This is a genomic window from Nonomuraea fuscirosea (genome assembly GCF_003001935.1).
Lineage (GTDB): Bacteria > Actinomycetota > Actinomycetes > Streptosporangiales > Streptosporangiaceae > Nonomuraea > Nonomuraea fuscirosea.
In genome coordinates this window covers 1-26,068 of the sequence record NZ_PVNG01000033.1, presented here as the reverse complement: position 1 = coordinate 26,068, position 26,068 = coordinate 1, and the positions used below count along the sequence as shown (strand labels likewise).

23 protein-coding genes and 2 pseudogenes are annotated in these 26,068 nt (G+C 67.1%); 3 read left to right on the top strand and 22 right to left on the bottom strand.

The window, feature by feature from the left end; translation table 11 throughout:
• Nucleotides 1-979 precede the first annotated feature (979 nt).
• Nucleotides 980-1,933, bottom strand: a complete 954-nt coding sequence (gene rpsB, locus B0I32_RS50480) for a 30S ribosomal protein S2 (protein WP_106251990.1) — start codon at nt 1,931-1,933, stop codon at nt 980-982.
• Nucleotides 1,934-3,167: 1,234 nt separating this feature from the next.
• Between rpsB and B0I32_RS50475 the strand changes: the two genes are divergently transcribed.
• Nucleotides 3,168-3,746, top strand: coding sequence for a dihydrofolate reductase family protein (locus tag B0I32_RS50475; RefSeq protein ID WP_106251988.1), 579 nt, complete (start codon nt 3,168-3,170; stop codon nt 3,744-3,746).
• A 547-nt stretch (nt 3,747-4,293) separates the two neighbouring features.
• Here the strand turns inward: B0I32_RS50475 and B0I32_RS57045 are convergent.
• The 3 genes and pseudogenes from B0I32_RS57045 to B0I32_RS50465 form a co-directional block, all read right to left on the bottom strand.
• Complete coding sequence (locus B0I32_RS57045; RefSeq protein ID WP_146178620.1) at nt 4,294-4,533, bottom strand: hypothetical protein; 240 nt, start codon at nt 4,531-4,533, stop codon at nt 4,294-4,296.
• Nucleotides 4,530-4,793: pseudogene (locus tag B0I32_RS50470) on the bottom strand (transposase); the annotation flags it as partial. The pseudogene B0I32_RS50470 and the gene B0I32_RS57045, both read right to left, overlap by 4 nt.
• Before the next feature lie 300 nt (nt 4,794-5,093).
• Nucleotides 5,094-5,717 (bottom strand): helix-turn-helix domain-containing protein, encoded by a 624-nt coding sequence (locus tag B0I32_RS50465; protein ID WP_106251985.1) that lies wholly within the window; start codon nt 5,715-5,717, stop codon nt 5,094-5,096.
• A 273-nt stretch (nt 5,718-5,990) separates the two neighbouring features.
• Here B0I32_RS50465 and B0I32_RS50460 point away from each other — a divergent pair, with 273 nt between their 5' ends.
• Both B0I32_RS50460 and B0I32_RS61895 read left to right on the top strand, forming a co-directional pair.
• Nucleotides 5,991-7,220: an MFS transporter gene (locus B0I32_RS50460; RefSeq protein ID WP_245956650.1), complete on the top strand. Its 1,230-nt coding sequence runs from the start codon at nt 5,991-5,993 to the stop codon at nt 7,218-7,220.
• A 75-nt stretch (nt 7,221-7,295) separates the two neighbouring features.
• Nucleotides 7,296-7,958 (top strand): annotated as a pseudogene (locus B0I32_RS61895) (M23 family metallopeptidase); the annotation flags it as partial.
• A gap of 330 nt (nt 7,959-8,288) precedes the next feature.
• Here B0I32_RS61895 and B0I32_RS60615 read toward each other — a convergent pair.
• The 18 genes from B0I32_RS60615 to B0I32_RS50370 all read right to left on the bottom strand — a co-directional run bounded on the left by B0I32_RS60615 (nt 8,289) and on the right by B0I32_RS50370 (nt 25,978).
• Nucleotides 8,289-8,624, bottom strand: a complete 336-nt coding sequence (locus tag B0I32_RS60615; RefSeq protein ID WP_245956649.1) for a hypothetical protein — start codon at nt 8,622-8,624, stop codon at nt 8,289-8,291.
• 78 nt (nt 8,625-8,702) lie between these two features.
• On the bottom strand, nt 8,703-9,077 hold the full coding sequence (locus tag B0I32_RS58440; RefSeq protein ID WP_181308685.1) for a hypothetical protein: 375 nt from the start codon (nt 9,075-9,077) through the stop codon (nt 8,703-8,705).
• A 396-nt stretch (nt 9,078-9,473) separates the two neighbouring features.
• Nucleotides 9,474-10,370, bottom strand: coding sequence for a tyrosine recombinase XerC (locus tag B0I32_RS50445; RefSeq protein WP_106252096.1), 897 nt, complete (start codon nt 10,368-10,370; stop codon nt 9,474-9,476).
• A gap of 669 nt (nt 10,371-11,039) precedes the next feature.
• A complete protein-coding gene (gene dprA / locus B0I32_RS50440; RefSeq protein WP_106252094.1) occupies nt 11,040-12,224 on the bottom strand; it encodes a DNA-processing protein DprA in 1,185 nt (394 codons plus the stop codon).
• 2,044 nt (nt 12,225-14,268) lie between these two features.
• Entirely contained in the window at nt 14,269-15,807 is a 1,539-nt protein-coding gene (locus B0I32_RS50435; RefSeq protein WP_106251978.1) for a YifB family Mg chelatase-like AAA ATPase, read from the bottom strand.
• Nucleotides 15,808-16,167 (bottom strand): YraN family protein, encoded by a 360-nt coding sequence (locus tag B0I32_RS50430; protein WP_106251976.1) that lies wholly within the window; start codon nt 16,165-16,167, stop codon nt 15,808-15,810.
• Nucleotides 16,168-17,034: 867 nt separating this feature from the next.
• The gene (locus tag B0I32_RS50425) at nt 17,035-17,358 is read right to left on the bottom strand and encodes a DUF2469 domain-containing protein (protein ID WP_026215037.1); all 324 of its coding nucleotides are present in this window, start codon (nt 17,356-17,358) and stop codon (nt 17,035-17,037) included.
• A gap of 39 nt (nt 17,359-17,397) precedes the next feature.
• Nucleotides 17,398-18,066, bottom strand: coding sequence for a ribonuclease HII (locus tag B0I32_RS50420; RefSeq protein ID WP_106251975.1), 669 nt, complete (start codon nt 18,064-18,066; stop codon nt 17,398-17,400).
• 52 nt (nt 18,067-18,118) lie between these two features.
• On the bottom strand, nt 18,119-18,712 hold the full coding sequence (lepB, locus tag B0I32_RS50415; RefSeq protein ID WP_106251973.1) for a signal peptidase I: 594 nt from the start codon (nt 18,710-18,712) through the stop codon (nt 18,119-18,121).
• The gene (lepB, locus tag B0I32_RS50410; protein ID WP_106251972.1) at nt 18,712-19,569 is read right to left on the bottom strand and encodes a signal peptidase I; all 858 of its coding nucleotides are present in this window, start codon (nt 19,567-19,569) and stop codon (nt 18,712-18,714) included. The genes lepB (B0I32_RS50415) and lepB (B0I32_RS50410) overlap by 1 nt, the downstream gene beginning before the upstream one ends.
• A 141-nt stretch (nt 19,570-19,710) precedes the next feature.
• Complete coding sequence (gene rplS / locus B0I32_RS50405) at nt 19,711-20,073, bottom strand: 50S ribosomal protein L19 (protein ID WP_106251970.1); 363 nt, start codon at nt 20,071-20,073, stop codon at nt 19,711-19,713.
• A 159-nt stretch (nt 20,074-20,232) separates the two neighbouring features.
• Nucleotides 20,233-21,249 (bottom strand): tRNA (guanosine(37)-N1)-methyltransferase TrmD, encoded by a 1,017-nt coding sequence (trmD, locus tag B0I32_RS50400; RefSeq protein WP_106251969.1) that lies wholly within the window; start codon nt 21,247-21,249, stop codon nt 20,233-20,235.
• Complete coding sequence (gene rimM, locus B0I32_RS50395) at nt 21,249-21,749, bottom strand: ribosome maturation factor RimM (RefSeq protein ID WP_106251967.1); 501 nt, start codon at nt 21,747-21,749, stop codon at nt 21,249-21,251. The genes trmD and rimM overlap by 1 nt, the downstream gene beginning before the upstream one ends.
• 77 nt (nt 21,750-21,826) lie before the next feature.
• Nucleotides 21,827-22,072 (bottom strand): RNA-binding protein, encoded by a 246-nt coding sequence (locus B0I32_RS50390; RefSeq protein ID WP_043634919.1) that lies wholly within the window; start codon nt 22,070-22,072, stop codon nt 21,827-21,829.
• A gap of 1 nt (nt 22,073) precedes the next feature.
• The gene (rpsP, locus tag B0I32_RS50385) at nt 22,074-22,514 is read right to left on the bottom strand and encodes a 30S ribosomal protein S16 (protein WP_106251965.1); all 441 of its coding nucleotides are present in this window, start codon (nt 22,512-22,514) and stop codon (nt 22,074-22,076) included.
• An 871-nt stretch (nt 22,515-23,385) separates the two neighbouring features.
• Nucleotides 23,386-24,936 (bottom strand): signal recognition particle protein, encoded by a 1,551-nt coding sequence (gene ffh, locus B0I32_RS50380; protein WP_106251964.1) that lies wholly within the window; start codon nt 24,934-24,936, stop codon nt 23,386-23,388.
• Between the two features lie 57 nt (nt 24,937-24,993).
• Nucleotides 24,994-25,554, bottom strand: coding sequence for a GTP-binding protein (locus B0I32_RS50375; RefSeq protein WP_106252091.1), 561 nt, complete (start codon nt 25,552-25,554; stop codon nt 24,994-24,996).
• Nucleotides 25,555-25,561: 7 nt separating this feature from the next.
• Nucleotides 25,562-25,978, bottom strand: coding sequence for a DUF742 domain-containing protein (locus B0I32_RS50370; RefSeq protein WP_393271781.1), 417 nt, complete (start codon nt 25,976-25,978; stop codon nt 25,562-25,564).
• Between the last annotated feature and the right edge of the window lie 90 nt (nt 25,979-26,068).

Below are 26,068 nucleotides of genomic sequence, written 5' to 3'. Positions count from 1 at the left end.
CGGCTGATCACGCAGAACGTGCGCGAACCAACCTCAGCCGACCGCACAACCTGCACCGACCTACTCTGGCCGACTGCAGACCCTGCGCGAACCGACCACCATCAGTCGCTCAGCTTCAGCACCCTCAGCCCTGGCCGACCTGTACTTCAGCCAACCTCAGCTTCGGCAGCCGCGGCCAAGCTCAGCCAACCCGGCTCTACCAGCGGCAGAACCTGAGCCAACCGACCTCGTACCGACACCAGCTTCGAACCGGCACCGACCTCGTACCGACACCAGCTTCGAACCGGCACCGGCCTTGAACCGACACCGACCCTGAAAGCCAGTGCCCGCCCTAAGCCGGCACCCGACTCGGAGCCGATGTGCCCCACCTTGAGCCAGCACTCCGGCCTTAAGCCGACATCCGACCTTGAGCCAGCACCCGACTCCGAGCGGGTTTCCCTGCCCCAAGCCGGCACCCGGCTCTAAGCCGACGTTCCGGCCCTAAGCCAGCACCCGACCTCGGACTGATGTCCCGACTCCAAGCCGACACCTGACCTTAGGCCGGTGTCCGCCCCTGAGCCGGCACCTGACCTTGAGCCGGTGTCCCGGCCTCAAGCCGACACTTGACCTTGGGTCGATGTCCCGGCCTGAGCCAGCACCTGACCTTGGGCCAGTGTCCGCCCCTGAGCCAGCGCCCGGCGCTAGACCGGTGCCCAACTCAAGCCGACACAACACCCGGCCTGGCCCGGCCCTCAGCCGACATCCAGCCTTAGCTGACATCCAGCCTTAGCGGACTCCAGCCTCAGCCCGGCGCTCCCAGCCTCAACCTCAGACCGGCACTCCCAGCCTCGGACCGGCGCCTGCCGACCTTCCGACCGGTAACCGTCCGTCCAAGAGGCCGGAAGCTTTCGCCTGCCAACCCGCATGCGTGCCCCGAAGAGGGCGGGGACGTCAGAAGTCGTGCCCCGCCCTGACCAAGGCCTCAGCTTCGGCCTCAGCCTCAGGCCTGCGGCTGCGCGTTCTCGCCCTCGGCGGCGGCCTCAGCCGGAGCCTCCTCGGCCGGAGCAGCCTCGGCGGCAACGGCCTCGGGAGCAGCGGCCTCAGCAGCGGGAGCCTCCTCGGCGGCCGCCTCAGGAGCAGCCGGCTCAGCCGGCGCGGCCTCGTCAGCCGCACGCTCAGGGGTGCCCTGCTCGATGAGCTCGCGCTCCCACTCGGCCAGCGGCTCGGCGGCGGCCGGCTTCTCGTCACCGCGAGCGGCGCCGGAGCGAGCCATCAGACCGGCCGCGACACCGTCGGCGACGACCCTGGTCAGCAGACCGACGGCGCGGATGGCGTCGTCGTTGCCCGGGATCGGGTAGTCGACCTCGTCGGGGTCGCAGTTGGTGTCGAGGATCGCGACGACAGGGATGCCAAGCTTCTTGGCCTCACTGATCGCGATGTGCTCCTTCTTGGTGTCGACGACCCACACCGCGCTGGGCACGCGACCCATGTCACGGATGCCGCCGAGCGTACGCTCGAGCTTGTCCTTCTCGCGACGGCGCATCAGGAGCTCCTTCTTGGTGAGCCCCGAGGCCGCGACGTTGTCGAAGTCGAGCTCCTCGAGCTCCTTCAGACGCTGCAGCCTCTTGTGCACGGTGGAGAAGTTGGTGAGCATGCCACCCAGCCAACGCTGGTTGACGTACGGCATGCCGACCCGCGCGGCCTGCTCGGAGATGGCCTCCTGAGCCTGCTTCTTCGTGCCGATGAAGAGAATCGTGCCGCCGTGGGCGACCGTCTCCTTCACGAAGTCGTAGGCCCGGTCGATGTACGACAGAGACTTCTGCAGGTCGATGATGTAAATGCCGTTGCGCTCGGTGAAGATGAAGCGCTTCATCTTCGGGTTCCAGCGCCGGGTCTGGTGCCCGAAGTGAACGCCACTCTCGAGCAGCTGTCGCATGGTGACGACGGGGGCCATGTTCTGGTCCTCCAGGTCTTGGCGCCCTGCGGATGGGCGCGGTTCTCGGTTATGCCGCAGCAGCACGTTGTCTGCCGCCCTGATGCCCCGAACCCGCTCCCGCCGGGCACATGGCCCGGACCGATGGCGCGGTCCGCAATGGGGCATGCGAAGTCGGCCTGTGGTCACAGGCCACCGAAAAGTCTACCTCCCACACCACCCCAGGCTGACCGTCTGCGGTCAACCAGACATTCCGCCCCTCCGCCACACCACCACTCATCAACCCCACCAGCCCCAAATCACCCACGCCAATCACAACGACCACCCCACCACACGGCCACACACACCGCCTCAACCCACAGCACCGCACCTCCACTCCACCCGTCCCACCCCACCCATAACGCCCCATCTCGCCACACAAGCCACACGACTCCCCCAGCCACACAACCCCCACCGCCCACTTCACTCACACCTCACCCACTCGACCCGCATTGCCCACTACACCCCTCATCCACAACGCTCACCTGCCACAAGTCACACGACTCACCTCACCCACAGGACCCGCACCGCCGGCACCGCCCACACGACCCACACCACCCGCCCAGGCACCTACGCATCCACACATCCACGCGGACCCTCACCCCTGCCCACAGTCCAGCCACCTCACCCGCCCTAACACGTCTAAGCAGAACCTACAGAGGCCCAATCAAACCCTTGATCGTCACCGCCTGCGGCCGAAGGCCGAACTCGGCGCGCCCCGGCTGCGGATGACGGAGCGTCCGCCACTGGTCGCCGTCGAGATCGACCTGCGCAGCCTAGACGACCCCGACCACCTGGCCGCGGAGTTCCTGGCCACGGCGATCCACCGCATGCTCGGCTGGGTCACCGGCCGGCGCATCGTTCTCCGCCCCTTTCTCCAGCCCGCCATAACCCCACCACATGCACCTTCACAACCACCTGTCCGCGCTCAAGCCTTGCCTCCTCACCTGCCCAGCCCCCTTATCCAACGGTCTTGCCGCCGACCAACAACCCGCCCCACCTCCCCAGCAGAAACCGCCCCCGCTACGTCCAACCTCCGACGACCACACTCAACCCCGCCAGCCGGCCAATCCGCTCGGCGAGCCACCGAACTGCACGACTCCAGCAACTTCACGACAGCGCGACTCCACAAGAGCGCGACTCCAACATCGATGAGTTTCACCCAGGTCGCCGGTCTGTCTTCATACACCGACCACCCACGCCGCAGGAGGCCATCATGACCGCCACCTACACCTTCGACGTCTTGACCAGCCTCGACGGCTTCGGTGCCGCCAGTGGCGACTGGACCGGCTACTGGGGCAAGCAAGGCCCCGAACTGCTCGACCACCGCCTCTCCCTGTACGAGGAGGAGCAGCGGATGGTCTTCGGGGCCAACACGTTCCGGGCGTTCACACAGATGCTGACCACGAGCACCGAGGAGTCCGAGGTCCGTGACCCTTGGGTGACCCGCATGACGAATCTGCCGGCGACCGTGGTGTCGACCACGCTGAAAGGCCCCCTCGACTGGCGCGACGCGACCTTGGTGAGCGGCGACGCCGTCGACATCGTCGCCCGGATGAAGGAGGAGTCCGAGGTGCCGTTGCGCTCGCACGGCAGCCTGTCGCTGAACCGGGCGCTGATGGCCGCCGGCCTGGTCGACCGCGTCCAGGTGACCATCTTCCCAGTGATCACCGGTCAGACCGGACTGGATCCGATCTTCCAAGGCGCGGCCGACTTCGACCTCGAACTCATCGAGAGCAGAACCCTCGACAGCCACACCCAAGAACTCATCTACCGCCCCACCCTGCACGCCTGACCCCACCTACAGACCTTCACCTTCCTCCAACAACCGACCCAACCCCGTTCCCCGACGTGCGAACCACGCAGCTATGGCACGCCCCCGGCCAGCCGACCGCCTCGCGATCAGTCGACAGTGATCGAACGCCTCGGGGCCCCGGAACTGCCGCGAACCCCGGCGCCGAACCGCCCAAAGAGCGAATTCTTACGAAATGTCACTCCGACCAGGACAATCGGAAAGCGACAGCTTGCCCCTCGCTCAACATGTGATCGTCAATCACCACAGGTAGCCACCCGTCAACGCCCCACTTTCAGCCCGTCCCTCCTCTCCGAGCACCCCCGGACGATCAACCCCCGCCGCCGCTACGAGACCGCCGCACTTGCCTGACCCCACAACCCTGGCGTCGTCAAAGTGGAACAACCTCATCCGCCGCCGACCGCGCCACTCACCCTCCCGCTGCAGCTGCGCTCCGCTCGTCCACCGTCGCGAGATCCCGGACGACGCCGTGGAAGACACCCGCGGTGCGCCGTTGCTGTCCCGGGGAGCACCCGTGGACCTGGGCGATCTATTCGGCCAGCTCGCCATCCGCACAGCACGCGGTCCAGGGGCGGCATCGCGGCGTGCGCGGTCCAGGGGCGGCATCGCGGCGTGCGTCAAAGGCAGCACGGGAGACTCCCAGCAACTCACACGCCCGCTTGACGCCGTGACCGCCCTGCTTCTCCGCCTCAATGAACGCCTCTTCGTCGCAATGAACGCTTCTTCGCCTCAATGAACGCTTAGCCTCGATGAACGGATGCACGCTCACCGGTTCTCCTTGGCGAAGAAGACCGTCGCCCGCTTGAGAACGTCGACATACTCACGCAGCCGCCGGGTCTCCCGCCGCAGCGCCGCCAACTCCTCCCGCTCGCTACTGGTCAGCCCCTCACGCCGCCCGGCATCAACCTCGGCCTGACGCACCCATTGCCGCACCACGGTCTCGGTCAGATCGAACTCCTTGACCACCTGCCCAACCGAGCGATCACCACGCAGGCACAACTCGACGATCTCGGCCTTGAACTCGGGCGTGAACGAACGGCGAGGACGCGCCTTCTTCCCATGCTCTCCGTCATGGACGCCCTTCCGCGGACGAACCCCTTGTCAACGGCATCTGAAAGGGACCCAGCGGGCGCTCGGGTTCTAGCGCTTGTCGCAACACACCTGATCTCGGATGCCCGTTGAAGCGGATCAAGCCCACACTCACCCATTCCCGCTGCATTCCCCACGCTCTGCCGAAGCCAGGCGCACCGTCCACCCCTTACACCCACACCCGCCTCTTACACCCACAGCCCACACCCACCCCTTACACCCCACACGAAGCCGCGTACCTCACTTACCTCCAGCCGCACCATGGTCTTCGGTGGGCAGCCCCGGCACCGCCCTAGCGACCACCGGGAACAGATTGACCTGAGCCTCAGCCACTCGGGCCCCCTTCGGTGCGACCCCTTCACGCCGGCGCTGCACCACGAAAGGTTCGATCAACTTCCCGATCTCCCGGTTCAACTGGGCAAGCTCCTCGGCATCGACCCTGATCCGGTAACGACCGAACAGGGTCGCATCACGCCACTCCTCGGGCTCCTGATCGATGTTCGCCAGCGCCCGTTCAGCCTCCTCATTGGCCTCCCGGCGGAACGCCGTGATCAACGTGACCTTGGCCTCCCGGACATCAGGCTGATCATCAGGCAGCACCCCCACGCTGACCGGCTTGCCCACCGCCTTCCAGAGCCGCTCCCTGCCATCCCCCCTCGGCGGTGCGTCCTCCACGAACCCGTACTTGGCCAGCATCCGCAGGTGATAACTGGCGGCGCTGGGAGTGATCCCCGCGATCTCCGCCACCTCGGTGGCGGTGGCGCTGCCCTCCACATTCAGCCTGTTGAGGATCATCAACCTCGCCGGATGAGCCAGCGCCCTCATCGCTTTGGGATCACTGAGCCCTTCACCGTGCCGCGTCATGTGCCAACGGTACTCAATATCGGACGTGAAGCATTGCTTTCATAACTGTGAAGGGATATCTTCATAATCATGAAGCGTTCCCTTCACAGTTTGGCCGACGCCGCCCCTACCCGCCAACCCCACTCGCATCAGCCTGGACATCATGAGGCCAGTAGCATCGCTGACCTCACCGACCCCCCCGCCACGGCTTCCGGATGCGCCGAGACCGGAGAAGCAGGCATTAGCCGACCCAGCCCTCCGACCACCGCTGAGATTGCTCCCCTGCCAACCCCCTTGAGAAAGCAACGCGACTATCGCCTGCTGTGGACCGCCCGAACGATCTCCATCACCGGCTCAGAAGTGTCGAAGCTGGCCATCCCACTGACCGCTGTCACCCTGTTGACCGCTTCCCCATCCCAGATGGGCATGTTGACCGCCGCCGCCTCGGTGCCCGCTCTCGCGTTCGGCCTCCAGTCGGGCGCCATCGCCGACCGGCTCACCCGTCATCGCCCGATGATGATCGCTTGCGAACTCGTCTCATGTGCAGCCGCAGTCACGATCCCGATCGCCTGGTTGCTCGGCGTACTGAACGTCGTCTGGCTGATCGTCGTGGCCCTCGTGATCGGTACGGCCGGCGTGCTCTTCAAAGCGGCGAACTTCCCCCACATCGCGGCCGTAGTCCCAACGGCCCAGCGCACCGAGGCGATGGCCGGCTTCCACGCCTCGTATTCCGTCGCATCAGTCAGCGGTCCCGGCTTGGCAGGCCTCCTGGTGCAGCTCCTCACGGCACCCTTGGCCGTACTGGCGGAAGCTCTGTCGTTCCTGACCTCGGCCCTACTGCTCCGCTCCATCCGAACCCCGGAGAAGAACACCGCCACGACCTCGCGAGGCATGTGGCAGGACGTCAGGGAAGGCCTGAAGGCCAGCGTCACCCATCCCATGCTCCGCGCGCTCCTGGGAGCAGGCGTCACGATCAACTTCTTCGCCATGGCGTACACGGCCGTCTACATGCTCTACATGCTGAACACGCTTGACATCCCCAAAAGCCTTATCGGTGTCCTCATCGCCCTGGGCGGCGCCGGCGGCCTGCTCGGCGCATGGGCAACGGCCCGCCTGTCCAAGCGCTATGGCGAGGACCGCGTCCTCCTCATCGCGGTGATCTTCTTCCCCATGGAGATCCTCACGGTGGGTCTGCTGAACGGCTCTCTTTGGTGGAAGATCTCGATCCTCGTCCTGACAGGCACGATCACCGGCGGCATCGTCGTCGCCTTCGCCACTTGCATGGGTGCGATCATCCTCCGGGAGACGTCCCCGGAGCTCCGTGGCCGGGTCAACGCCACCATGACCTTCGCCGTCCAAGGCGTACTGGCCTTGGGCGGCCTCGCCGGCGGTCTGGTCGCCGAACTCATCGGCTTGCGCCCTGTCATCCTCATCTGCGCCGCGGGCATCGCTCTGAGCACCATCTGGATCTGGACGTCACCTCTACGTCCGCACGGCGCCAACCATCGTCCCCGGACCACGTAACCGCAGCGTCATCAGGTGTAGCCCACGAACCACTTGATCGAGTCGACCCACCGTCCCGCAGCAGGCGTCCCCATCATGCCTCACCCTCACCATTCCGCAACCGCGTTATCCACAGGCACCCTTCCGCTGCGCCCTCTATCCACAGAACGACGTTCACCACCTCGCGACCCAAGGCAACCCCGCCAAACTCCCCGCATGAACGTCAACACGACCTGCCCCATCCCACCCGTCTCTCCGGCTTCCACCTCTCGCCCGCTGGCGCACGCTGATCCGCAACCACACCCTCACCCCCGAACGAGACCGGCACTGATCAGAGCCGCCATCGTGGCCACACTCATCTCCGCGACCCTGATCCTCCCCATCCTCACTCCCCCAGCCAGAGCCTCTCCGACCCCCTGGCGCTGGCCTCTGGACGGACACCCCAGGCTCGTGCGCCGCTTCACCCCACCTCCAGAGCCTTGGCTCGCCGGTCACCGAGGCATCGACCTGGCCGCCCCCGTATCCGCCCCCGTCATGGCCTCAGGCTCAGGCACGATCCGCTTCGCCGGCCCAGTCGCCGGAAAAGGCGTGATCGCCATAGACCATCCAGACGGCCTCCGTACGACCTACCTTCCCGTCACAGCATCCGTACGCCGCGGCCAACCCATCACAGCAGGTGCCAAGATCGGCACCCTCGAAGACTCGAAGACCCACTGCCCGGAGTCATGCCTGCACTGGGGCCTCCTCCGCGACACCCGCTACCTCAACCCTCTCGCCCTTCTAGGCCAAGCCCCCATCCGCCTCCTCCCTTTCTGGCCCCGATTCACGACCAGAACACATGACCCCCAGCATCCACCCCCAGCCCACATCATGCTTTCCCCGCTTACAGCACCCCCCTCGAACGCCCTCCCCCACTCAAAACCAGCCCCGCCCCCACACCCGCAAACACCGCTCCACCCCTCGGCAGCCTCACTCCCGCAATCCGCAGCACACCCCTCAACCCCAATTCCACAGGTAGGAACACCGCCCTTCCCACGCGGAACCCCAACCCAACCGCCATCGATAGATCCACCAACCCTGTTCCTGACCTCATCCCCCGCGACACCAGGCATCAGCCTCCTGACCATGGCACTCGCCCCGTTCATTCGCACCACCGTCCCAGCGAACACCACCCCCGGTACGACCACAGAGACGTTCCAGAACCCGGCCGCCCAAGCTGGCCACAACCACAACCACAACCACAACCACTGACACCGACACCGACACCGACACCGACACCGACACCGACACCGACACCGACAAGATCATTGCAACCGCCGCCACCAGCACCAGCGCCAGCGCGACCGTGAGCACAGATACGACCACCGCCGCGATCGTCAGCACCACCACAACGGCGACCACGAACGCCACCAGCACGAACGCCATCGCCACCACGTCCGGCGCTGACCTTGGCCTTGATCTTGGCCCTGGCCCTGGCCCTGGCCGCGACAGCATCAGTGACGGCTACGTCGAGAGCGAGGACGAGAGCGAGAGCGAGAGCGAGAGCGAGAGCGAGAGCGAGAGCGAGAGCGAGAGCGAGAGCGAGAGCGAGAGCGAGAGCGAGAGCGAGAGCGAGAGCGAGAGCGAGAGCGAGAGCGAGAGCGAGGGGGAGAGCGAGAGCGAGAGCGAGAGCGAGGGGGAGAGCGAGAGCGAGGGGGAGGGCGACAAAAGCGCTACCACCTCAGGAGAAGGCTCGCTACCCGCCAGCCATCGCCCCACATCCCCAATCCAATCCCTGCTGTACGCAGCCTCAACCCAGCTGATCTCTGCCTCCACAATCGGCGTCGGCGTACTTGTGGGAGCCGTGCTCCTCCTGCTCGCCACCGCCTTGCGCAGCACACACCGCATACGCAACAAGCGCCAAGTCAGAACGCCTCAGCACGGCCCGACGCGAGGTCAGCACCGTAAAGGACGACATCACCGCCGAAATGCAGCTCCCCGACGCCGCCTTCCTCCGAGCTGACCGACGAACCGCGCGACATCAACAGCCAGCACCCGCTCGATCGATGGCCCTTCGCCGCCTCTACAACCCCGTCCCTACCGGCCGACCGAAGGGCTGGTGAGATTAGAACGGCCACCCACTGACTGAGAGCACCTCGCGTCATCGCGTCAGCTGCTTTGAGCAGACTGGCCAAAGCGAGACGGTAGCCGTTACTCGCGCCTCGACCCGCGAGTCGTGGACCCACGTCGTATGGACGCACATCTACCCGCCCTCATCCCTGCCCGATCCATCGATCAAGCCCGAGGATGCGCCTGCCGATACGCCGCCCGCAGCCGTTCGATCGATACATGCGTGTAGATCTGGGTGGTGTTGAGGGACGCGTGCCCAAGCAGTTCCTGCACGCTGCGAAGGTCTGCGCCGCCTTCAAGAAGATGCGTCGCCGCACTGTGCCGCAACCCATGCGGCCCCAGATCGGGCGCGCCCTCTACTTGCGCCAGCCGCGCGTGCACCACTCGCCGTACGGTGCCCGCGTCGATACGCCCACCCCGAACTCCCAGGAAGAGGGCCGGCCCGCTTCCAGCCTTCATCCACAACGGCCGCCCATGGATGCACCACCGATCCAACGCGCGTAGAGCAGGAAGCCCGAACGGCACCGTACGCTCCTTGCGCCCTTTGCCCATCACCCTGACGACGTTCCGCTCACGGTCGACATCGTCAACGTCGAGCGCGCAAAGTTCACTCACCCGCACGCCCGTGGCGTACAACAACTCAAGAAGCGCCTGATCGCGCAGTTCCTTAGGGTCTCCGCTGGGGGTGGCATCCAGGGCTGCCTCCGCCTGCCGCTGATCGAGTACGGCGGGCAGCGGCCTGGGCGCCTTGGCGCTCCCCAGCAGCAGCCCCGGATCCGTCGACAACCAGCCGCGGCGATGGCAGTACGCGGTAAAGGTACGAGCGCAGGCCGTCTTCCGCGCCAGCGTGGCCCGCGCCTTTCCCGCCGCATGCTGCCCGGCCAGCCACTCCCTCAGCGCCCCGATATCGAGCCCTTCCAGCACCCCGTGCGTGTGATCGAGCAGGGAGTTGACGTCGGTCAAGTACGCCCGGACCGTGTGCGGCGAAAGATCACGCTCAAGCCGCAAATACCGCCCGAACTCGATCACCACGTCTTCCCTGTCCACGCCCACCTCGTCCACGCCCACATCACTCTCCGATCAAGGTCTGACCGCGTCCGTCCCCTCGAACGTCCACCGCACGCCACACCCACCGCCATTCAAGACGCTCACTCTTCCGGCCACTCGCCCACCCATACCCACCACACCTCCCACCTCCAAACCACGAACCCGCTCATGTCCGCCTCGCCACCCCGGCCCGTCCAAACCCACTCACCCTCCCCCATCTTCGTCGTAAATGCTCGCTTGACGGGGTCGACAAAGTAGGAGCCACCGATGTGCGTTCTGCCTTACCCGCGACCAGTCGGAAGCCACACTGTTGTTGCGGCCATCGTTCTGCTCTCCGGTCTCGTCAGGGCCCTCCAAGGGTCAAACGGTGGCCGTCACCATTTCACAGCTCCATGTTTGTGAGCAGGGCAAAGTGGTGCGCCACTTCCGTCGGCGCAACCCGTCGTGTGATGCCGTTGTCGCGCGCCGGGGTTGTATGAGTTGATCGCACGCCTTCACCGGGGGGAATTGGCCTGTCCCGGCAGCCCTGCATCGCCTGCACCGTTTTCTACGCCATCGGCCGAGGCTTCCTTCGCTGATGACGCAGGTCTTCAGCCTCCTGTTCGCGGGACTGCCTGGGCCTCACCTGGTACTCGGTGTTGTGCGTACGTGATCGCCCTCGTTGATGGGGCAACCCTGCTGCGGTTACGGGAAGTCCTCCGGGAAGGGTGGGAATTCCGCGGGGTCGGGCTCGGGGGCTGGGGGTGGTTCGAGGGTGCTGGAGTCGGGGGCTCTGCGGTACGCGGTTTGTTGTTTGCGGAGGCGCCAGCCCTTGGTGCTTCGTTCGACGTAGCCCGCGGCGGCCAGGCCGCCCAAGGCGCTCAACGCCGTGTCCAGGCCGACCCCGGCCGCCACCGCGATCGATGCCGGCCCTGCGCCGCCTCGGGTGGGTACCGCGTCCAGGACTCGTTTCGTCGACTCGTTGAGCTTGTCTCTGGGAACAGCGGGAGCTCTCGTCTGTGGTGTCAGGTCGTCGCCCAGCACGCCCACGAGCTCGATCATGTCCTCCGGTGAGGTGACACACACCGCCTTGCGTTCGCGGAGGAGTCTGTGGCAGCCGGCGGACATGCTCGACGTGATCGGCCCCGGCACCGCGCCGAGGTGTCTGGTGAGGGTCAGGGCGTGGGTGGCCGTGTTGAGGGCGCCGCTGCGGAGAGCCGCTTCGACGACCACCGTGCCTCGCGACAGGGCGGCTATCAGGCGGTTCCTGATGAGGAAGCGGGCTCGGGTCGGATGGACGCCGGGCGGGCACTCGCTGATCAGGACCCCCTGCTGCCCGACGGCCGCGAACAAAGCCTCGTGGCTGCTCGGATAGCAGACGTCCACACCACAGGCGAGGACCACGACCGTCGGCGCACCGGCGGCCAGCGCGCCCTTGTGCGCGGCTCCGTCCACACCGAACGCTCCGCCTGACACGACGGTCCAGCCCGACTCGCTCAAGCCGACGCCGAACTCCGCCGCGACGTGAGAACCGTATGACGTGGCGGCTCTGGCTCCTACTACGGCCACCGATTTGAGGCACGAGAAGCGGAGGTCCGCGGTGCCGTGAGCCCAGAGCGCCAGGGGACGGCCCGCTCCGAGCTGGTCCAGCTGCGTCGGCCACTCCGAGTCGCCCGGGATGATCAGCCTGGCTCCGAAACTCTTCCCCACCTCGACATCCGCTGCGGGGTTGGAGGCCGCCAGGCGGGCGTACCAGGTGTTCAGGCGTGCCGTGAGGTCGGGTGGGCGTTCTTGCTCGGCTTCTCGGGCGGTGAACTCCGGTGGCAGGGTCCGGGAGCGGATCGCCCTCACTGCCTGCTGGGCACCGTACTGGTCTACCAGGCGGCCCATCACGGGGTCGCCTACGTCGGCGGCTCGCATGAGGGCGGCTCGGGCTTCGGTCTCGCCTTGGGCTGTTGCAGCGATGATGACGGGGCCGACATGTTCATTTGTGTCGCTCGGGGCTCTCGCTTCTGCGGCGACGGCGACGGTGAGGGCGTTCTGAGGGGCTCCGGCATGTTCGGAAGGTCCCGGTGTTACCTGGTCCCCCGACGAGGTTTCATCGGACTCACAAAATCTGTCGATCTTGGACAATCCAGACTCTTCGGCGGTCAGGGCTGTCCCATTTGGGCGGCCGGGGTATGTAGCAGGCGTCCCGGTGCCGGTCGACGCCTCCCCTGTCCTGGACGTGCCGGAGGGCCTGGAGATGCTGGAGGGCCTGCACGGGCTAGACGAGCGAATCGGGCTAGAGGGCCTAGAGGTGCTAAAGGGGTTGGATGGGCTGGAAGGGCTGGAGGGGTTGTAAGGGCTGGAAGGGCCAGGTGCTTCCAGGGAACCGTAGATCCCTGGAGGAACAGTCGAAGTGGTAGGAGCCCTCCTGGTTTCGATCCGCCCGGGAGAGTGCGAGGGCCCGCTGTCGACTGTCCGGCTGTCGGCTGTGCCGCTGTCGTCCTGCGTTTGCGCGTGGTTCGCTGTCTCGCGGCTTTCCGACGCTGTCTCGATGCTGATCTCCATCACAGGCTTGGCCTCCCTGTTAGTCCCGGCTTCGCTGCAGGGTCTGGTCTCCTTCCAGGCCTCATACGGCAGAGGACTTCTGTCCGGACTTGGTCGCCCTCGGTGGATGTGACCGGTCCGGTGATGGCCGCGCCTGTGGGAGTGGGAGTGGCAGCCGCAGGAGTCGCAGGGCTGGCACGCATGACGTTTGTGAGGTGTTGAAGGGGCGCAACCGGTCTGACCGGCGTACCGGACGTGATTGGCACACCGGGTCCGACCGGCATAGAGGACCTGATTAGCGCACCGGGTCCGACCGGCATACAGGACATGCTTAGCGCACCGGGTCTGACTGGCTTACCGGACGTGACCGGCCTGCCAAATCCGACCGGCTTGCCGAGTCCGGCCGCCCTACCTGATGCGACCGGTGTAATGCGTGTGACGGGCCGGAAGTGCTCGGGGGGCGTCGTAGGTCCGGTGCGTGCCAGGGGTGAGAGGGGCGTGTTCTGGGTGGCAGCTTGGAGTGGCGCTGGGCGTTTGGTGATCATGGCAAAGCTCCGGGTTGCGGTTCGGGGCGGTACAGGACGTGCGGTGGGCACAGGTCGGGGCTTCGACCGGTCGCTAGGCGAAGTGCAGTCAGGGTTCCGGCCGGTCGCTGCGCAAGGTGCGATCAGGGGCACCCGGTCGTGAGCTGTACACGGTGCGGCCGGGAGCTCCGGCCGGTCACTGCGAAGTGCAGGCAGGGGCTCCGGCCGGTCACTGCGCAAGGCGCGGGCACGAACTCCGGGCGATCGCTGCGCAGAAGTGCAGGTAGAGGGTCCGGTCGTTCGCTGTGCAAAGTGCAGGCGTGGGCTCGGATGGTCGCTGCGCGGTGAATGGTTCGGCTTGGTCGGAGGTGTATGGCGCGGTGGGGTGTGTATGGCTTTGACGGCTCGCGTTGGCCCCGCCGGGACGGCGTGGAGTGCCCCGCCCCGGTTCAGGCGTCGGTTGTGTCGACTAGGACTGGTCTCAGCCTGGACCTGACCTTTCATATCGATGCTGCTTGCGGCGGGCTCTCTCGATCGGTCACTTGATCTACGTCGTGGAGCTGACTCGGACCGACGAGTGGGCAGGTGCAATCGTCGGTCGCGAGTGTGTAAGGGGGCCGCGTCCGATGGCGACGTCGTCGGCCCTGCTCGTGCGAGGCGAGGGCTTAGGAACTCTGCTTGTGTCCGAGATGGCGTCGTCTGCGGCTCCGCTCGTGCGAGATAGCGGCGCCTTCGGGTCCGCCCGTGCGAGATGGCGACGTCTCCGGGCTCGCTCATGCGGGCTCGCGGCGTCTCTGGGACCGCTCGTGCGAGATGGCGGCGTCTTCGGCGCTGCTCGTGCGAGATGGTGGCGTGCTCAGCCTTGCTGGTGCTGGAGGTTAGGACTCCACGCCCAGCCAGAAGCTGAGGGCGGCGTTGGTTTCGTCTTGGCTGGGGACGTCCTTGTCGGCCAGGTCGGCGAGGGTCCAGGCGACTCGGACGACGCGGTCGAGGCCGCGGGCGGTCAGGGTGCCTGAGTCGAGGCAGGACGTCATGGGGTGCATCGCTTCGGCGGACGGGCGGTAGTCGGCGTGGAGGACGGAGGACGGGATCTCGGCGTTCGAGCGCCACGGTGTGCCGGCCAGACGTTTGGCGGCACGTTCACGAGCCACCAGGACGCGTTCGGCCACCGTCTCGCTGGTCTCCACGAACTGACGGTCGGCCAGCAACTCGCGTCTGGTCGAGCGCGCGACCGTGACCTTCATGTCTATGCGGTCGAGCAGCGGGCCGGAGAGCCTGCCGAGGTAACGGCGGCGGGTCATGGGTGTGCATCTGCAGGTGCCTCCCTGGTCTTCGGCCTGGGCGCAGGGGCAGGGGTTCGCCGCCAGGATGAGCATGAACCTGGCGGGGAACGTGACCGAACCGGCGGATCTGGAGACGGTCACGCGGCCGGATTCGAGCGGCTGTCTCAGCGCGTCGAGGACATGGCGCGGGAACTCGGGCGCCTCGTCCATGAACAACACCCCGCGATGGGCCAGGGAGACGGCTCCTGGGCGGACGATCGTGCTGCCGCCGCCGATGATCGCGGCGGAGGTCGCCGTGTGGTGCGGGCTGACGAACGGTGGCCGGCTCATCATGGGGGCACTGGATGGCAGGGCTCCGGCGACCGAGTGGATGGCCGTGACCTCCAGGGCATGGTCGAGCTCCAGATTCGGCAGGAGGGTGGGGAGGCGCTCCGCGAGCATGGTCTTGCCGGTGCCGGGCGGGCCGAGCATCCAGAGGTTGTGGCCGCCGGCCGCGCAGACTTCGAGGGCTCGGCGGGCGACCGGCTGGCCCACGACGTCCGCCAGGTCGATGTTGTCGGGCTTGGCGGCGGGTTTGGGTGGCTCCGGGCACTCATCCGTCTCTGGTTTGGGCGGGTCGTCTCCCTTTCGCAGCCACTCCACGAGCTGCCGCAGGTGCGCGACGGGGACCACCTTCACGTCAGGCACCAGGACGGCCTCCGCGGAATTCGCCGCCGGGACCACGACCGTGACGTCTCCGTGCTTGGCCGCGCCCAGGACGGAGGGCAGCACGCCGCGTACCGCCCTAATTCGGCCGTCCAGGCCCAGCTCGCCGAGGAAGAACGGCTCCGCGATCCGTTCCGCGGGAACCACTCCGGCCGCGCCGAGGATGGCCATCGCGATGGCCAGGTCGAACTGCGATCCGCGCTTGGGGAGACTGGCCGGGAAGAGGCTGACGATGATGCGGGCGTCCGGCCAGGGATAGTTGCTGTTGACCATCGCTGATCTCACCCGGTCGCGGGCTTCGCTGAGTGCGGTGTCGGGGAGGCCGATGAGGTGGATGCCGGCCAGGCCGTTGCCCACGTCGGCCTCGACCTCCACCGTACGGCCCGTGACGCCCACCAGCGCCACACTGCGCGTGCGGGCCACGGCCACCTAGATCGCCCCCCGCACGTGACGCAGTGCGAAATCACCGGCGAAACGTTCGAGGGCGATCACGTCTACCCTGACCGCTTTGTACGTTTCGGTGCGCGTGGTCAGCCATTTGGCCGCGAGCATGCGCAGCCGGGCGAGTTTGGCGGGGCTGACCGACTCCAGGGCGGAGCCGTGTGATCTGCTCGATCGGGTTTTGACCTCCACCACGACGAGGTTGGAGCCGTCTTCCGCGATGATGTCGATCTCGCCGTGGCGGCAGCGCCAGTTGCGTTCGATCACCTTCATCCCCTCGGCCTCCAGGTAGGTCACCGCTACCTGCTCGCCGCGTTTGCCCAGCTCTTGCTTGCTCTCCGGTGTCATGTGCCGGCTCCGTCCGGTGGGTGGTGCGGGTGGGTCTGCGCACTGACCTTCGCGGATGCGGGGTGGTGGATGAGGGGCCGAACGGGGTTCTGGGGATAGGGGTGGAGGGAGGGGGAGAGCCTGTGGATAACGCGGGAGCGGGCCCCCATCTCCCATGTCCCGCCGAGTGGCTGCTTCTCGGTCCCGTGGAAGCGGGTGCTTCCCGTGATCCTCCTAGAGTCAGCGTCTCAAGATCACAGGCCGCGATGAGGGCGAGCGGCCCCGGTGAAGCAAGAAGCCCACCTCGCGGGAAGCACAGAGCCCACCTCGTGGGAAGCGTAAGCAGCTCAGAAAGTGCAGGACCCTCCCTGCCAGAGGGCCGAACGGCCGCGAAGAGCGGCAGGGGCCGCTCGCAGGAAGAGCGAGGGAATCCGGGAGGGCGCCGGGTTCGCCCGCAGGAAGAGCGAGCGGCACCCTCGGTAATCTCGTGGAAAGGGGGAGCGCTCTATTGAAAGCAAGGGCCGCCGTGCAGGGGATGAGCGGCCAGGCAAGTGCTGGGCCCACCTCAAGGGGAAGAGGCGACCTCCGTGAGGTCGAGCGCGGCTCGGATGACGCGGTCGTGGGTGAGAGCTTTCCGGCCCGACCGCCTGGAACGGTGAGAGCGGCCAGGGCCCCTCAAATGCGGCCGGTCTCGTGAAATGCGGGCGTGCCCGAGATGAGAGCGCGCCCTGAGATGGATGCGACCGCACTGCTGACAGGCGGGCATGCCCTGAGGTGCGGGCGCGGCAGGCGTGGGAGTGAACGGCCTTGTCAGCGGGCCGTAGCCGTGTACGTCCCAGGGCCGTGAGTCCATCGCCGGCTCAGGCCCCCAGCCTTCCCACGCGCCCCCTACCCCGAGAACCCCTCCTTGGGCATTTCCAGGTCCGCCTTGGCGAGCTCCTCCACGTTCACGTCCTTGAATGTCACGACCCGCACGTTCTTGACGAACCGCGCCGGCCGGTACATGTCCCACACCCAGGCGTCCTGCATCTTCACGTCGAAGAAGACGTCACCGTTCTCCGCGGTACGGACGTCGAGATCCACCGAGTTGGTCAGATAGAAGCGCCGTTCAGTCTCCACCACGTACGTGAACAAACCGACGACATCACGGTATTCGCGGTAAAGCTGCAGCTCCATCTCGGTTTCGTACTTTTCGAGATCCTCTGCGCTCATCGCGGTCCTCCTGTCGTACCGGTCCCCCGGTTCGCCTGGTCAGGCAACCCCGGCCCCCATTTCATTTTCACCCATCCCCCTCGCCACCGTGACGAAGGAGAAACGGTGATCAGGACACGGGCCATGCGTTTCCAGCGCCAGCCGGTGTCCTGGTGTGACATACCCCTTGTGTTCGGCGAAGCCGTACAGCGGGTAGCGCTCGTCGAGCGTGACCATGAGGCGATCCCTAGTCACCTTGGCCACGATCGACGCCGCCGCCACGCATGCGGCCACCTGGTCCCCCTTCCACACGGCCAGAGACGGCGCCGGTAGCCCCGGGACCGGGAAGCCGTCCGTCAGGATGTACTCCGGGTCACAGGGCAACTGTGCGACAGCTCGCCGCATTCCTGAAACGTTGCACTTGTGAAGACCTTTGGCGTCGATCTCCCCCGACGGGATGATCACTATGCCTACATGGGAGACGCGGATGATCTGCTCGTAGAGTCGTTCGCGCACCTGGGGGGTGAGAAGTTTGGAGTCTGCCAGGCCGTCGACCTGCTTGCGCAGGATGACGGCCGCGACCACCAGCGGCCCGGCGCACGCGCCGCGGCCGGCCTCGTCCACGCCCGCGATCGGGCTGAGGCCGCGGCGAGCGAGCGCCCGCTCATAGGCGTAGAGTCCGGAATCTCGCCGGACGACGCTCGGTCGAGGGCGGAACGCAACTGTCATGACACAGGCAGCGTACGCCCCATTCGCCGCAATCCGCGACCGGAAGCCGCGCCTACTTGACCTTGTCGAAGATGTCGGGACGGGAGAAAAGATAGCCCCGCGACAGCGGCCAGTAGCGGACCACGGCCGTGCCGATCACCGCGTCCACCGAGATGAAACCGCCTCCGGGCTCCTCCATGTGGGACCGGGAGTCGGCCGAGGCGCTGCGGTGGTCGCCCATCAGCCAGAGCTTTCCTGCGGGCACGGTGACGTCGAACTTATCGCCGGAAGCGAAATCGTTGGGATAGAGGTAGGAGGACTCGTCCAGGGCCGTACCGTTGACCGTGATGCGCTTCTGTTTGTCGCAGCACACCACCTTGTCGCCGCCGACACCGATGACCCTCTTGATCGTGTCCTCGCCGTTCCATCCCTTGAAGACGATGATGTCGCCGCGATCGGGCGCGCCCGCGAGCTTGTTGACGAAGACGCGATCGTTGATCAGCAGCGTCTTCTCCATCGACTCCGACGGGATGTAGAACGAGCCGACCACGAAGGCCTGCAGCAGCAGCGCGATGCCGACGCCCATGACGAGCAGCAGGACAGTCTCGCGGAAACTGCCCTTCTTCTTCTCTTTGCCCACGCCCTCCGCCTTCTTGGTGACGGCCATCAGCGCCTCTTCCGCAAGCGCCGACGAACCAGCACCAAGGGTACGGCCAGCCCGAACCCCGCGACCAGCGGCACCTGTTCGCCGAGGGCGTTGAGAGCGGGCTGCGCGAAGGTGTCGGGGATGTCGATCGAGGAGAACCGGTCGAACGGCCAGACGATCACGAACGCCCTGCCGATGACCTGCCCCACGGGAATGGAGCCGCCGCCAGGATCGCCGGTGTGCGAGCGGGAGTCGAGCGAGACCGAACGGTGGTCGCCCATCACCCACAGCCGGTTCTGCGGCACGGTGATGTCGAAGAACTTGTCGGACGGCACGTCACCCGGATAGAGATAACTCTCTTCCTCGATGGGTGTGCCGTTGACCGTGATGCGCCCCTTGGAGTCGCAACACTTGACGTGGTCGCCGCCGACGCCGATGACCCGCTTGATGTAGTCCTTCTCGCCGGGCACGATGCCGAACGCGGTGCCGACCCAGCGGAAGAACGCCGCGACGGGGTTGGACGGCTCCTCCAGCTCGAACTCCCCGTCCCAGGAATCGACTCCCGAGAACACCACCACGTCACCGCGCTCGATGTCACGGGTGTGGTAGACGAGCTTGTTGACCAGGACCCTGTCATTTGTCAGCAGGGTGTTCTCCATCGATTCCGACGGAATATAGAACGCCTGGACCACAAACGTCTTGATGATCAGGGCCAGCACCAGGGCGACTACCACGAGAACAGGAAGTTCTTTCCAGAACGACCCCTTCTTCTCATTCTTCTCGCCCTTGGCAGGCTGCTGAGTCTCTTCGGCGACCACGTCCACCTCGTCCTCGACAGGGCGGCGCACAGCGCCGTGCTCCTGGCTCTCGCTAGTCATCGCTGACGAGCCTAGATGATGACTAGGCTCGACAAGCCTCGACCGACGTTACACCCACGCACGAGTCGCTCCACATAAAGGAAACGGCCCTGTAAAGCCGAATGGCCCGCGCGATGCGCGGGCCATCGGTAAACGCCATGGTTACTTGGCGGCCGTCGTCTCACGCTTCTCGCGGATACGGGCGGCCTTACCACGCAGGTCGCGCATGTAGTAGAGCTTGGCGCGGCGGACGTCGCCACGGGTCACGAGCACGATCTTCTCGATGACCGGGCTGTGCACCGGGAAGGTGCGCTCGACGCCGACGCCGTAGCTGACCTTGCGGACCGTGAAGGTCTCGCGGGCGCCGCTGCCCTGCCTGCGCAGCACGAAGCCCTTGAACACCTGGACGCGGGACCGGTTGCCTTCGACGACGCGTACGTGAACCTCGAGGGTGTCACCGGGGCGGAAAGCCGGCACGTCGCCGCGCAGGGTCGCCTTCTCGAGCTCCTGGATCTTCGTGTGCATGAGAGTCTATTCCTCAAAGTTTCGCGGGCACGCGGAGGTCCACCCGGCCACACCCGAGTCGGGCGCGGCGACGGAAGCGGACACGCTTGCTGTCTCGTGGGGCCCGGGGTCGCTCATTCCCGGGCACGCAACACCGACCGCGGGATGGTCGGCAGCGATTCAGTTTGCCACATCTTTCCGGCGGACGCGAAACGACAGCTCGTCGAGGAGCTTCCTGTCGTGCTTGTCCAGCTTCGCGGGGTCGAGCGCCGCCGCGAGTTCAGGCCGATTTCGTACGGTACGCCGGATCGCTTCGTCCCGTCGCCACCGGGCGACATTTCCGTGATGTCCGGACAGCAGAACGGCGGGCACCTCGCGCCCCCGCCACACCGGCGGCTTGGTGTAGACCGGGCCTTCGACCAGATTCTCCATGGACCCGGGCGCGAACGAGTCGTCCACGACCGACTGGGCGTTGCCGAGCACGCCGGGCAGCAGCCTGCCGATCGCCTCCACCATGACCAGCACCGCCACCTCGCCGCCGGCCAGCACATAGTCGCCGATGCTGACCTCGTCCACGCGCAGCCGCCCGGAGTACTCCTCCATGACCCGCGAGTCGATGCCCTCGTAGCGCCCGCAGGCGAACAGCAGCCACGGCTCCTGCGCCAGCTCCTGCGCGAGCTCCTGACTGAACGGCCGGCCGCTCGGCGTCGGGACGATCATCCGCGGCAGGACGGGCGTTCCCGATGCGACCGTTGCCGACGCGCCTGTTCCCGGCTCGACCCCTGCCGGCTCGACCGTTCCCGGCTCGACCGTTCCCGGGGCATCCGTTCCCGGGGCGACCGGAGGTGGCACGACCGACCCGGGCGCGCTAGCCTGCGGCGTGGCGCGGGCCTCTCCCCCGTCGCGCCCCTCGTCCTCATCCGAGCCCTGAACGTGACCTCCGCCCCGGGCTCCGCCGGGGACCGCGCTCGCGCCGATGACCGCGTCGATGGCCTCGCCCCACACCTCCGGCTTCATGACCATGCCCGGACCCCCACCGTAAGGAGTGTCGTCCACGGTCCTGTGCACGTCGTACGCCCAGTCGCGCAACTGGTGCACGCGTACGTCGAGCGTGCCCCGCTCCCGCGCCTTGCCGATCAGCGAGACGTCGAGCGGCGCGAAGTACTCGGGAAAGATCGAGATGATGTCGAGCCGCATCACAGCAGCCCCTCAGGCGGATCGACGACCAGCCTGCCCGCCTCCAGGTCGACCTCGGGCACCAGCGCCCGGGCGAAGGGGATGAGGGCGTCCTCCTGGCCCTTGCGGCGTACCACGAGCAGGTCCTGGCCGTGGTGCAGCACGTCGTCCACCTGCCCGACCGGCTCGCCCGCGACGGTCACCACCTCGAGCCCGATGAGCTGGTGGTCGTGGAACTCGTCGGGGTCGTCGGACGGCGTCACCTCGTCCGAGTCGATGACCAGCATGGTGCCGCGCAGCGCCTCGGCGGTGTCGCGGTCGGTGACCCCTTCCAAAGACAGCAGCAGCGTGCCCTTGTGCCAGCGGCGGGCCGCGACGACGAGCGGACCCCGGTCCGGCGGATCGGTCCGGATCGCCGTACCGGCGGCGAAGCGCAGCTCCGGTTCGTCGGTGCGCACCTCCACGGTCACGTCACCGCGTATCCCGTGCGGGCGGCCTATCCGGCCGACGACCAGCTGCACCTGAACCTGCTTTCTGTAGCAACGCGGAGCGCCCCCATCGGAACGAGACCGATGAGGGCGCGAAAACCTACCTGACGCTAACGGACTGCTTCGTGCAGATCGAGCAAGTCGACCCGTACGTACTTCCCGTCGGCCAGGGCGTTCACGACCGTGCGCAGCGCCTTGGCGGTGCGCCCGCCGCGTCCGATGACCTTACCCAGGTCCTCGGGGTGCACCCGGACCTCCAGGACGCGCCCGCTGCGAATGCGGCGTGCGCGGACCCGGACATCGTCAGGATGTTCGACGATGCCCTTGACGAGGTGCTCGAGAGCCTCCTCGAGCACGTCAGGCCTCGCCCTCGGCCGGGGTCTCGGCGGGGGCCTCGGCCTCGTCCTTCTTCTTGGCCTTCTTCGGCGTGGTGGCGGCCGTGCCGGTGTCGCCACCGGACAGCGCCTCCTTGGCCGCGGCCTCGTAGAGGGCGTGACGGTCGGGCGCGGGCTCGGCGACCTTGAGCGGCGCAGGGGCGGGCTCGCCCTTGAACTTCTGCCAGTCACCGGTGAGCTTGAGCAGCTTGAGCACCGGCTCGGTCGGCTGCGCGCCGACACCCAGCCAGTAAGCGGCACGCTCGGCGTCGATCTCGATGCGCGAAGGGTCGTTCTTCGGGTGGTACAGGCCGATCTCTTCGATCGCCCGGCCGTCACGCTTGGTGCGGCTGTCGGCGACGACGATGCGGTACTGAGCGTTGCGGATCATGCCGAGCCGCTTGAGCTTGATCTTGACTGCCACGGGTGTGGTCTCTCCTGCATTCGAGCGTGGGTGAACGGCACCTCGCCGAGTGGGGCACGACGGGATGACGCTCCAGGGACAGGCGCGACCTGCGGGAGGTGAGAGGGCACCCGCCTGGTCACGATGTTCCAACATGTCATTGTGCCAGATCGACGGCACTACCCACGACTCGTCGACGACACCACACCGCAAAACTACGACAAGAACCACCACACCCCCAGACCCCGCGCCCGACCTACCAAGGCCATGTCCCCCACCGCAGTCCGTACAGGCCGGAAACGGCACTTCACCGCCAACCGGCGACCGGCGAGCGACCGCACCGCCGGCCGGGACAAAGAAGGGTCAAGTGGAGGTGACGGTCCGGATGGTAGGGCAGGCGTGCGCACAGGCGGGTGCGCGGGCGGGTGCGCGGGCGGGTGAGACCGGACTGGTCCAACGGGAGTGCGGGTGGGGCGGATGTGGAGACGGTGGGTCGGACGAACCGGGCGGGCGTGCAGGCAGGGCAAGGCGGCCGCGCGGGCGGGCCAGGTCGGGGGTGCGAGTGGGGGTGCCGGCTGAGTGGTGGAGCAACGAGTTCGCCGCGCATAGACGCCCCGGGCGAGGTGGCGGCTCACAGAGTGGTGACGGCCTGTGGAGCGGCGACAACCCCGCAGAGTGGTGACGGCCCATGGAGCATTGGCAGCCCCGTGGCGCGTTGGCAGCCCCGTGGCGCGTTGGCAGCCCCGTGGCGCGTTGGCAGCCCCGTGGAGCATTGGCAGCCCGCAGAGCGGTCTAGTAGCGGTGATCGCTTGGTCTGGTTTGCCGCGGGATGGCGAGTCGCCGGGCCCCAATGTCCGCCGCCCCGAGCGAGGTGCCCGGGGCGGCGGGTGGGTTACTTCTGGCCGGGGAGGCGGAGTTTGGAGGGGTCGAAGCCGGGCGGCAGCTCCATCCCCGGAGGCAGCTTGCCGCCCAGGTTGCCGAGCACGCCGCCCTGCTTGGGCGTCTCGTCCTCCGTGCGTTCCGCGGGAGCCTTGCCGAGGGCGGCCTTGCGCGGGTCGCCGCTGACGCGACGGCCCTTCTTGGCCTTCTTCTGGGCCTTGCCGGACTTGCCGCGGCCCCCCGGCATGCCGGGGATGCCCATGCCGCCCGCCATCCGCTTCATCATCTTCTGGGCTTCGAAGAAGCGGGTGATCAGGTTGCTCACGGCGCTGACGGTGACGCCGGAGCCGGCGGCGATGCGGGCGCGGCGGGAGCCGTTGATGATCTTGGGGTCCTGGCGTTCGCCGGGGGTCATCGAGCGGATGATGGCCGCGATGCGGTCGAGGTCGCGGTCGTCGATGGAGTTGATCTGGTCGCGCATCTGCCCCATGCCGGGCATCATGCCGAGCAGGTTTTTGATCGGCCCCATCTTCTGGACCATCATCATCTGCTCGAGGAAGTCCTCCAGCGTGAAGTTCTCGCCCGAGGTGAGCTTGCCGGCCATCTTGGCCGCCTGCTCCTCGTCGAACGTCTTCTGGGCCTGCTCGATCAGGGTGAGGATGTCACCCATGTCGAGGATGCGCGAGGCCATCCGGTCGGGGTGGAAAGCGTCGAAGTCCTCGAGCTTCTCGCCCGTGGAGGCGAACATGATCGGCCGGCCGGTGATGTGGCGGACCGACAGGGCGGCGCCGCCACGGGCGTCGCCGTCGAGCTTGGTCAGCACGACGCCGTCGAAGCCGACGCCCTCCATGAACGCCTGCGCCGTGGTGACGGCGTCCTGGCCGATCATGGCGTCGACCACGAACAGGACCTCGTCGGGCGAGACCGCGTCGCGGATGTCGGCGGCCTGCTTCATCATCTCCTGGTCGATGCCCAGGCGGCCGGCGGTGTCGATGATGACGATGTCGTGCTGCAGGCGGCGGGCCTCGTCGATGGAGCGGCGGGCCACCCCGATCGGGTCGCCGACGCCGTTGCCCGGCTCGGGCGCGTAGACGGCGACCTGGGCGCGCTCGCCCACGACCTGGAGTTGCTGGACGGCGTTGGGCCGCTGCAGGTCGGCGGCGACCAGCATGGGCGCGTGGCCCTGCTCGCGCAGCCACCGGGCGAGCTTGCCCGCGAGGGTCGTCTTGCCCGCGCCCTGGAGGCCCGCCAGCATGACGACGGTGGGCGGGGTCTTGGCGAAGCGGAGCCTGCGGGTCTCACCGCCGAGGATCCCGATCAGCTCGTCATTGACGATCTTGACGACCTGCTGCGCCGGATTCAGCGCCTGGGAGACCTCGGAACCGCGGGCGCGCTCCTTGACCTGGGCGACGAACGCCTTGACCACCGGCAACGCGACATCGGCCTCTAGCAGGGCGATGCGGATCTCGCGGGTGGTGGCGTCGATGTCGGCGTCGGACAGCCGCCCCTTGGATCGGAGGGAGGAGAAGACCGATGTCAGCCGGTCGGAAAGCGTCTCGAACACGTGGTTGGCCAGTCCTCGAAGCGAAAGTACGTCTAAGACTCCAGCCTATCCGGTCCGCTAGCCGCTCCAGCCTGGCACGGCCATCCTGACCGTGAGCGCGTGCTCGACCAGGTTGATCAGAGCGCTCTTGACCGAGTCCTTGGAGCGGGCGTCGAGCCGCACCATCGGGATGTGCGGCGCCAGCGTCAGGGCGTCGCGCACCTCGGAGTCGCTGTGCGGGTAGGAGCCGTCCCACCCGTTCACCCCCACGATGAACGGGAGCTGCGCCTCTTCGAAATAGTCGATGGCCGGGAAGCTGTCGGCCAGGCGGCGGGTGTCGACCAGCACGACCGCGCCGATGGCGCCGCGTACCAGGTCGTCCCACATGAACCAGAACCGGTGCTGCCCGGGCGTGCCGAACAGGTAGAGGATCAGGTCACGATCCAGGGAGACCCGGCCGAAGTCCATGGCGACGGTCGTGGTCGACTTCAGCGGCGTCATGCCCAGATCGTCGATCCCGGCGGAGGCATCGGTCATGACGGCCTCCGTGGTCAACGGCATGATCTCCGACACCGCGCCGACGAACGTCGTCTTGCCCACTCCGAAACCGCCGGCGACCACGATCTTGGTCGAGGTCAGACCGGGGCTAGAGCCTGCGAAGTCCACTTAGCACCCTTTCCAGCAGGTTGACGTCCGGCCTACCCGCTTCCAGCTGCGGTTGATGCACCCGAACCAGACCCTCGGCCGCCATGTCCGCGATCAGCACGCGCACCACCCCGAGCGGGATCCGCAGCAGGGCCGAGACCTCGGCCACGGATCTCACCTGGAGGCAGAGCTGGCTGATCGCTTTGTACTCGGGCGTGATGTGGGAGAACTCCCGGTGCTCGGCCGTCGCCGAGGACACCAGGGCCTCCATCGCCAGTTTGACCCGCGGCGCCGTCCGTCCGCCGGTCACGGCGTAGGGCCGTACCGGGGAGGCCGGGTCGGAGCTCGACGGCGGCGGAGGCGGCGGCTCCCAGCCGCCGCTGTTCCAGCCGCCGCTGTTCCACGTGGGATTCGACACCTACATCACCTGGTCTGGCTGGCGCGCAACTCCGCACGCACAGCCGGAGTCAGCACCTGACCGGCGCGATCCACCATCAGCGTCATCTGA

Excerpts from the sequence above, each read along its gene's own strand:
- rpsB (WP_106251990.1), bottom strand. The coding sequence starts at position 1,933 with ATGGCCCCCGTCGTCACCATGCGACAGCTGCTCGAGAGTGGCGTTCAC.
- B0I32_RS50475 (WP_106251988.1), top strand. The coding sequence starts at position 3,168 with ATGACCGCCACCTACACCTTCGACGTCTTGACCAGCCTCGACGGCTTC.
- B0I32_RS50465 (WP_106251985.1), bottom strand. The coding sequence starts at position 5,717 with ATGACGCGGCACGGTGAAGGGCTCAGTGATCCCAAAGCGATGAGGGCG.
- B0I32_RS60615 (WP_245956649.1), bottom strand. The coding sequence starts at position 8,624 with ATGGCGTTCGTGCTGGTGGCGTTCGTGGTCGCCGTTGTGGTGGTGCTG.
- dprA (WP_106252094.1), bottom strand. The coding sequence starts at position 12,224 with ATGGGCCGCCTGGTAGACCAGTACGGTGCCCAGCAGGCAGTGAGGGCG.
- B0I32_RS50430 (WP_106251976.1), bottom strand. The coding sequence starts at position 16,167 with ATGACACCGGAGAGCAAGCAAGAGCTGGGCAAACGCGGCGAGCAGGTA.
- B0I32_RS50425 (WP_026215037.1), bottom strand. The coding sequence starts at position 17,358 with ATGAGCGCAGAGGATCTCGAAAAGTACGAAACCGAGATGGAGCTGCAG.
- B0I32_RS50420 (WP_106251975.1), bottom strand. The coding sequence starts at position 18,066 with ATGACAGTTGCGTTCCGCCCTCGACCGAGCGTCGTCCGGCGAGATTCC.
- lepB (WP_106251973.1), bottom strand. The coding sequence starts at position 18,712 with ATGGCCGTCACCAAGAAGGCGGAGGGCGTGGGCAAAGAGAAGAAGAAG.
- lepB (WP_106251972.1), bottom strand. The coding sequence starts at position 19,569 with ATGACTAGCGAGAGCCAGGAGCACGGCGCTGTGCGCCGCCCTGTCGAG.
- rplS (WP_106251970.1), bottom strand. The coding sequence starts at position 20,073 with ATGCACACGAAGATCCAGGAGCTCGAGAAGGCGACCCTGCGCGGCGAC.
- trmD (WP_106251969.1), bottom strand. The coding sequence starts at position 21,249 with ATGCGGCTCGACATCATCTCGATCTTTCCCGAGTACTTCGCGCCGCTC.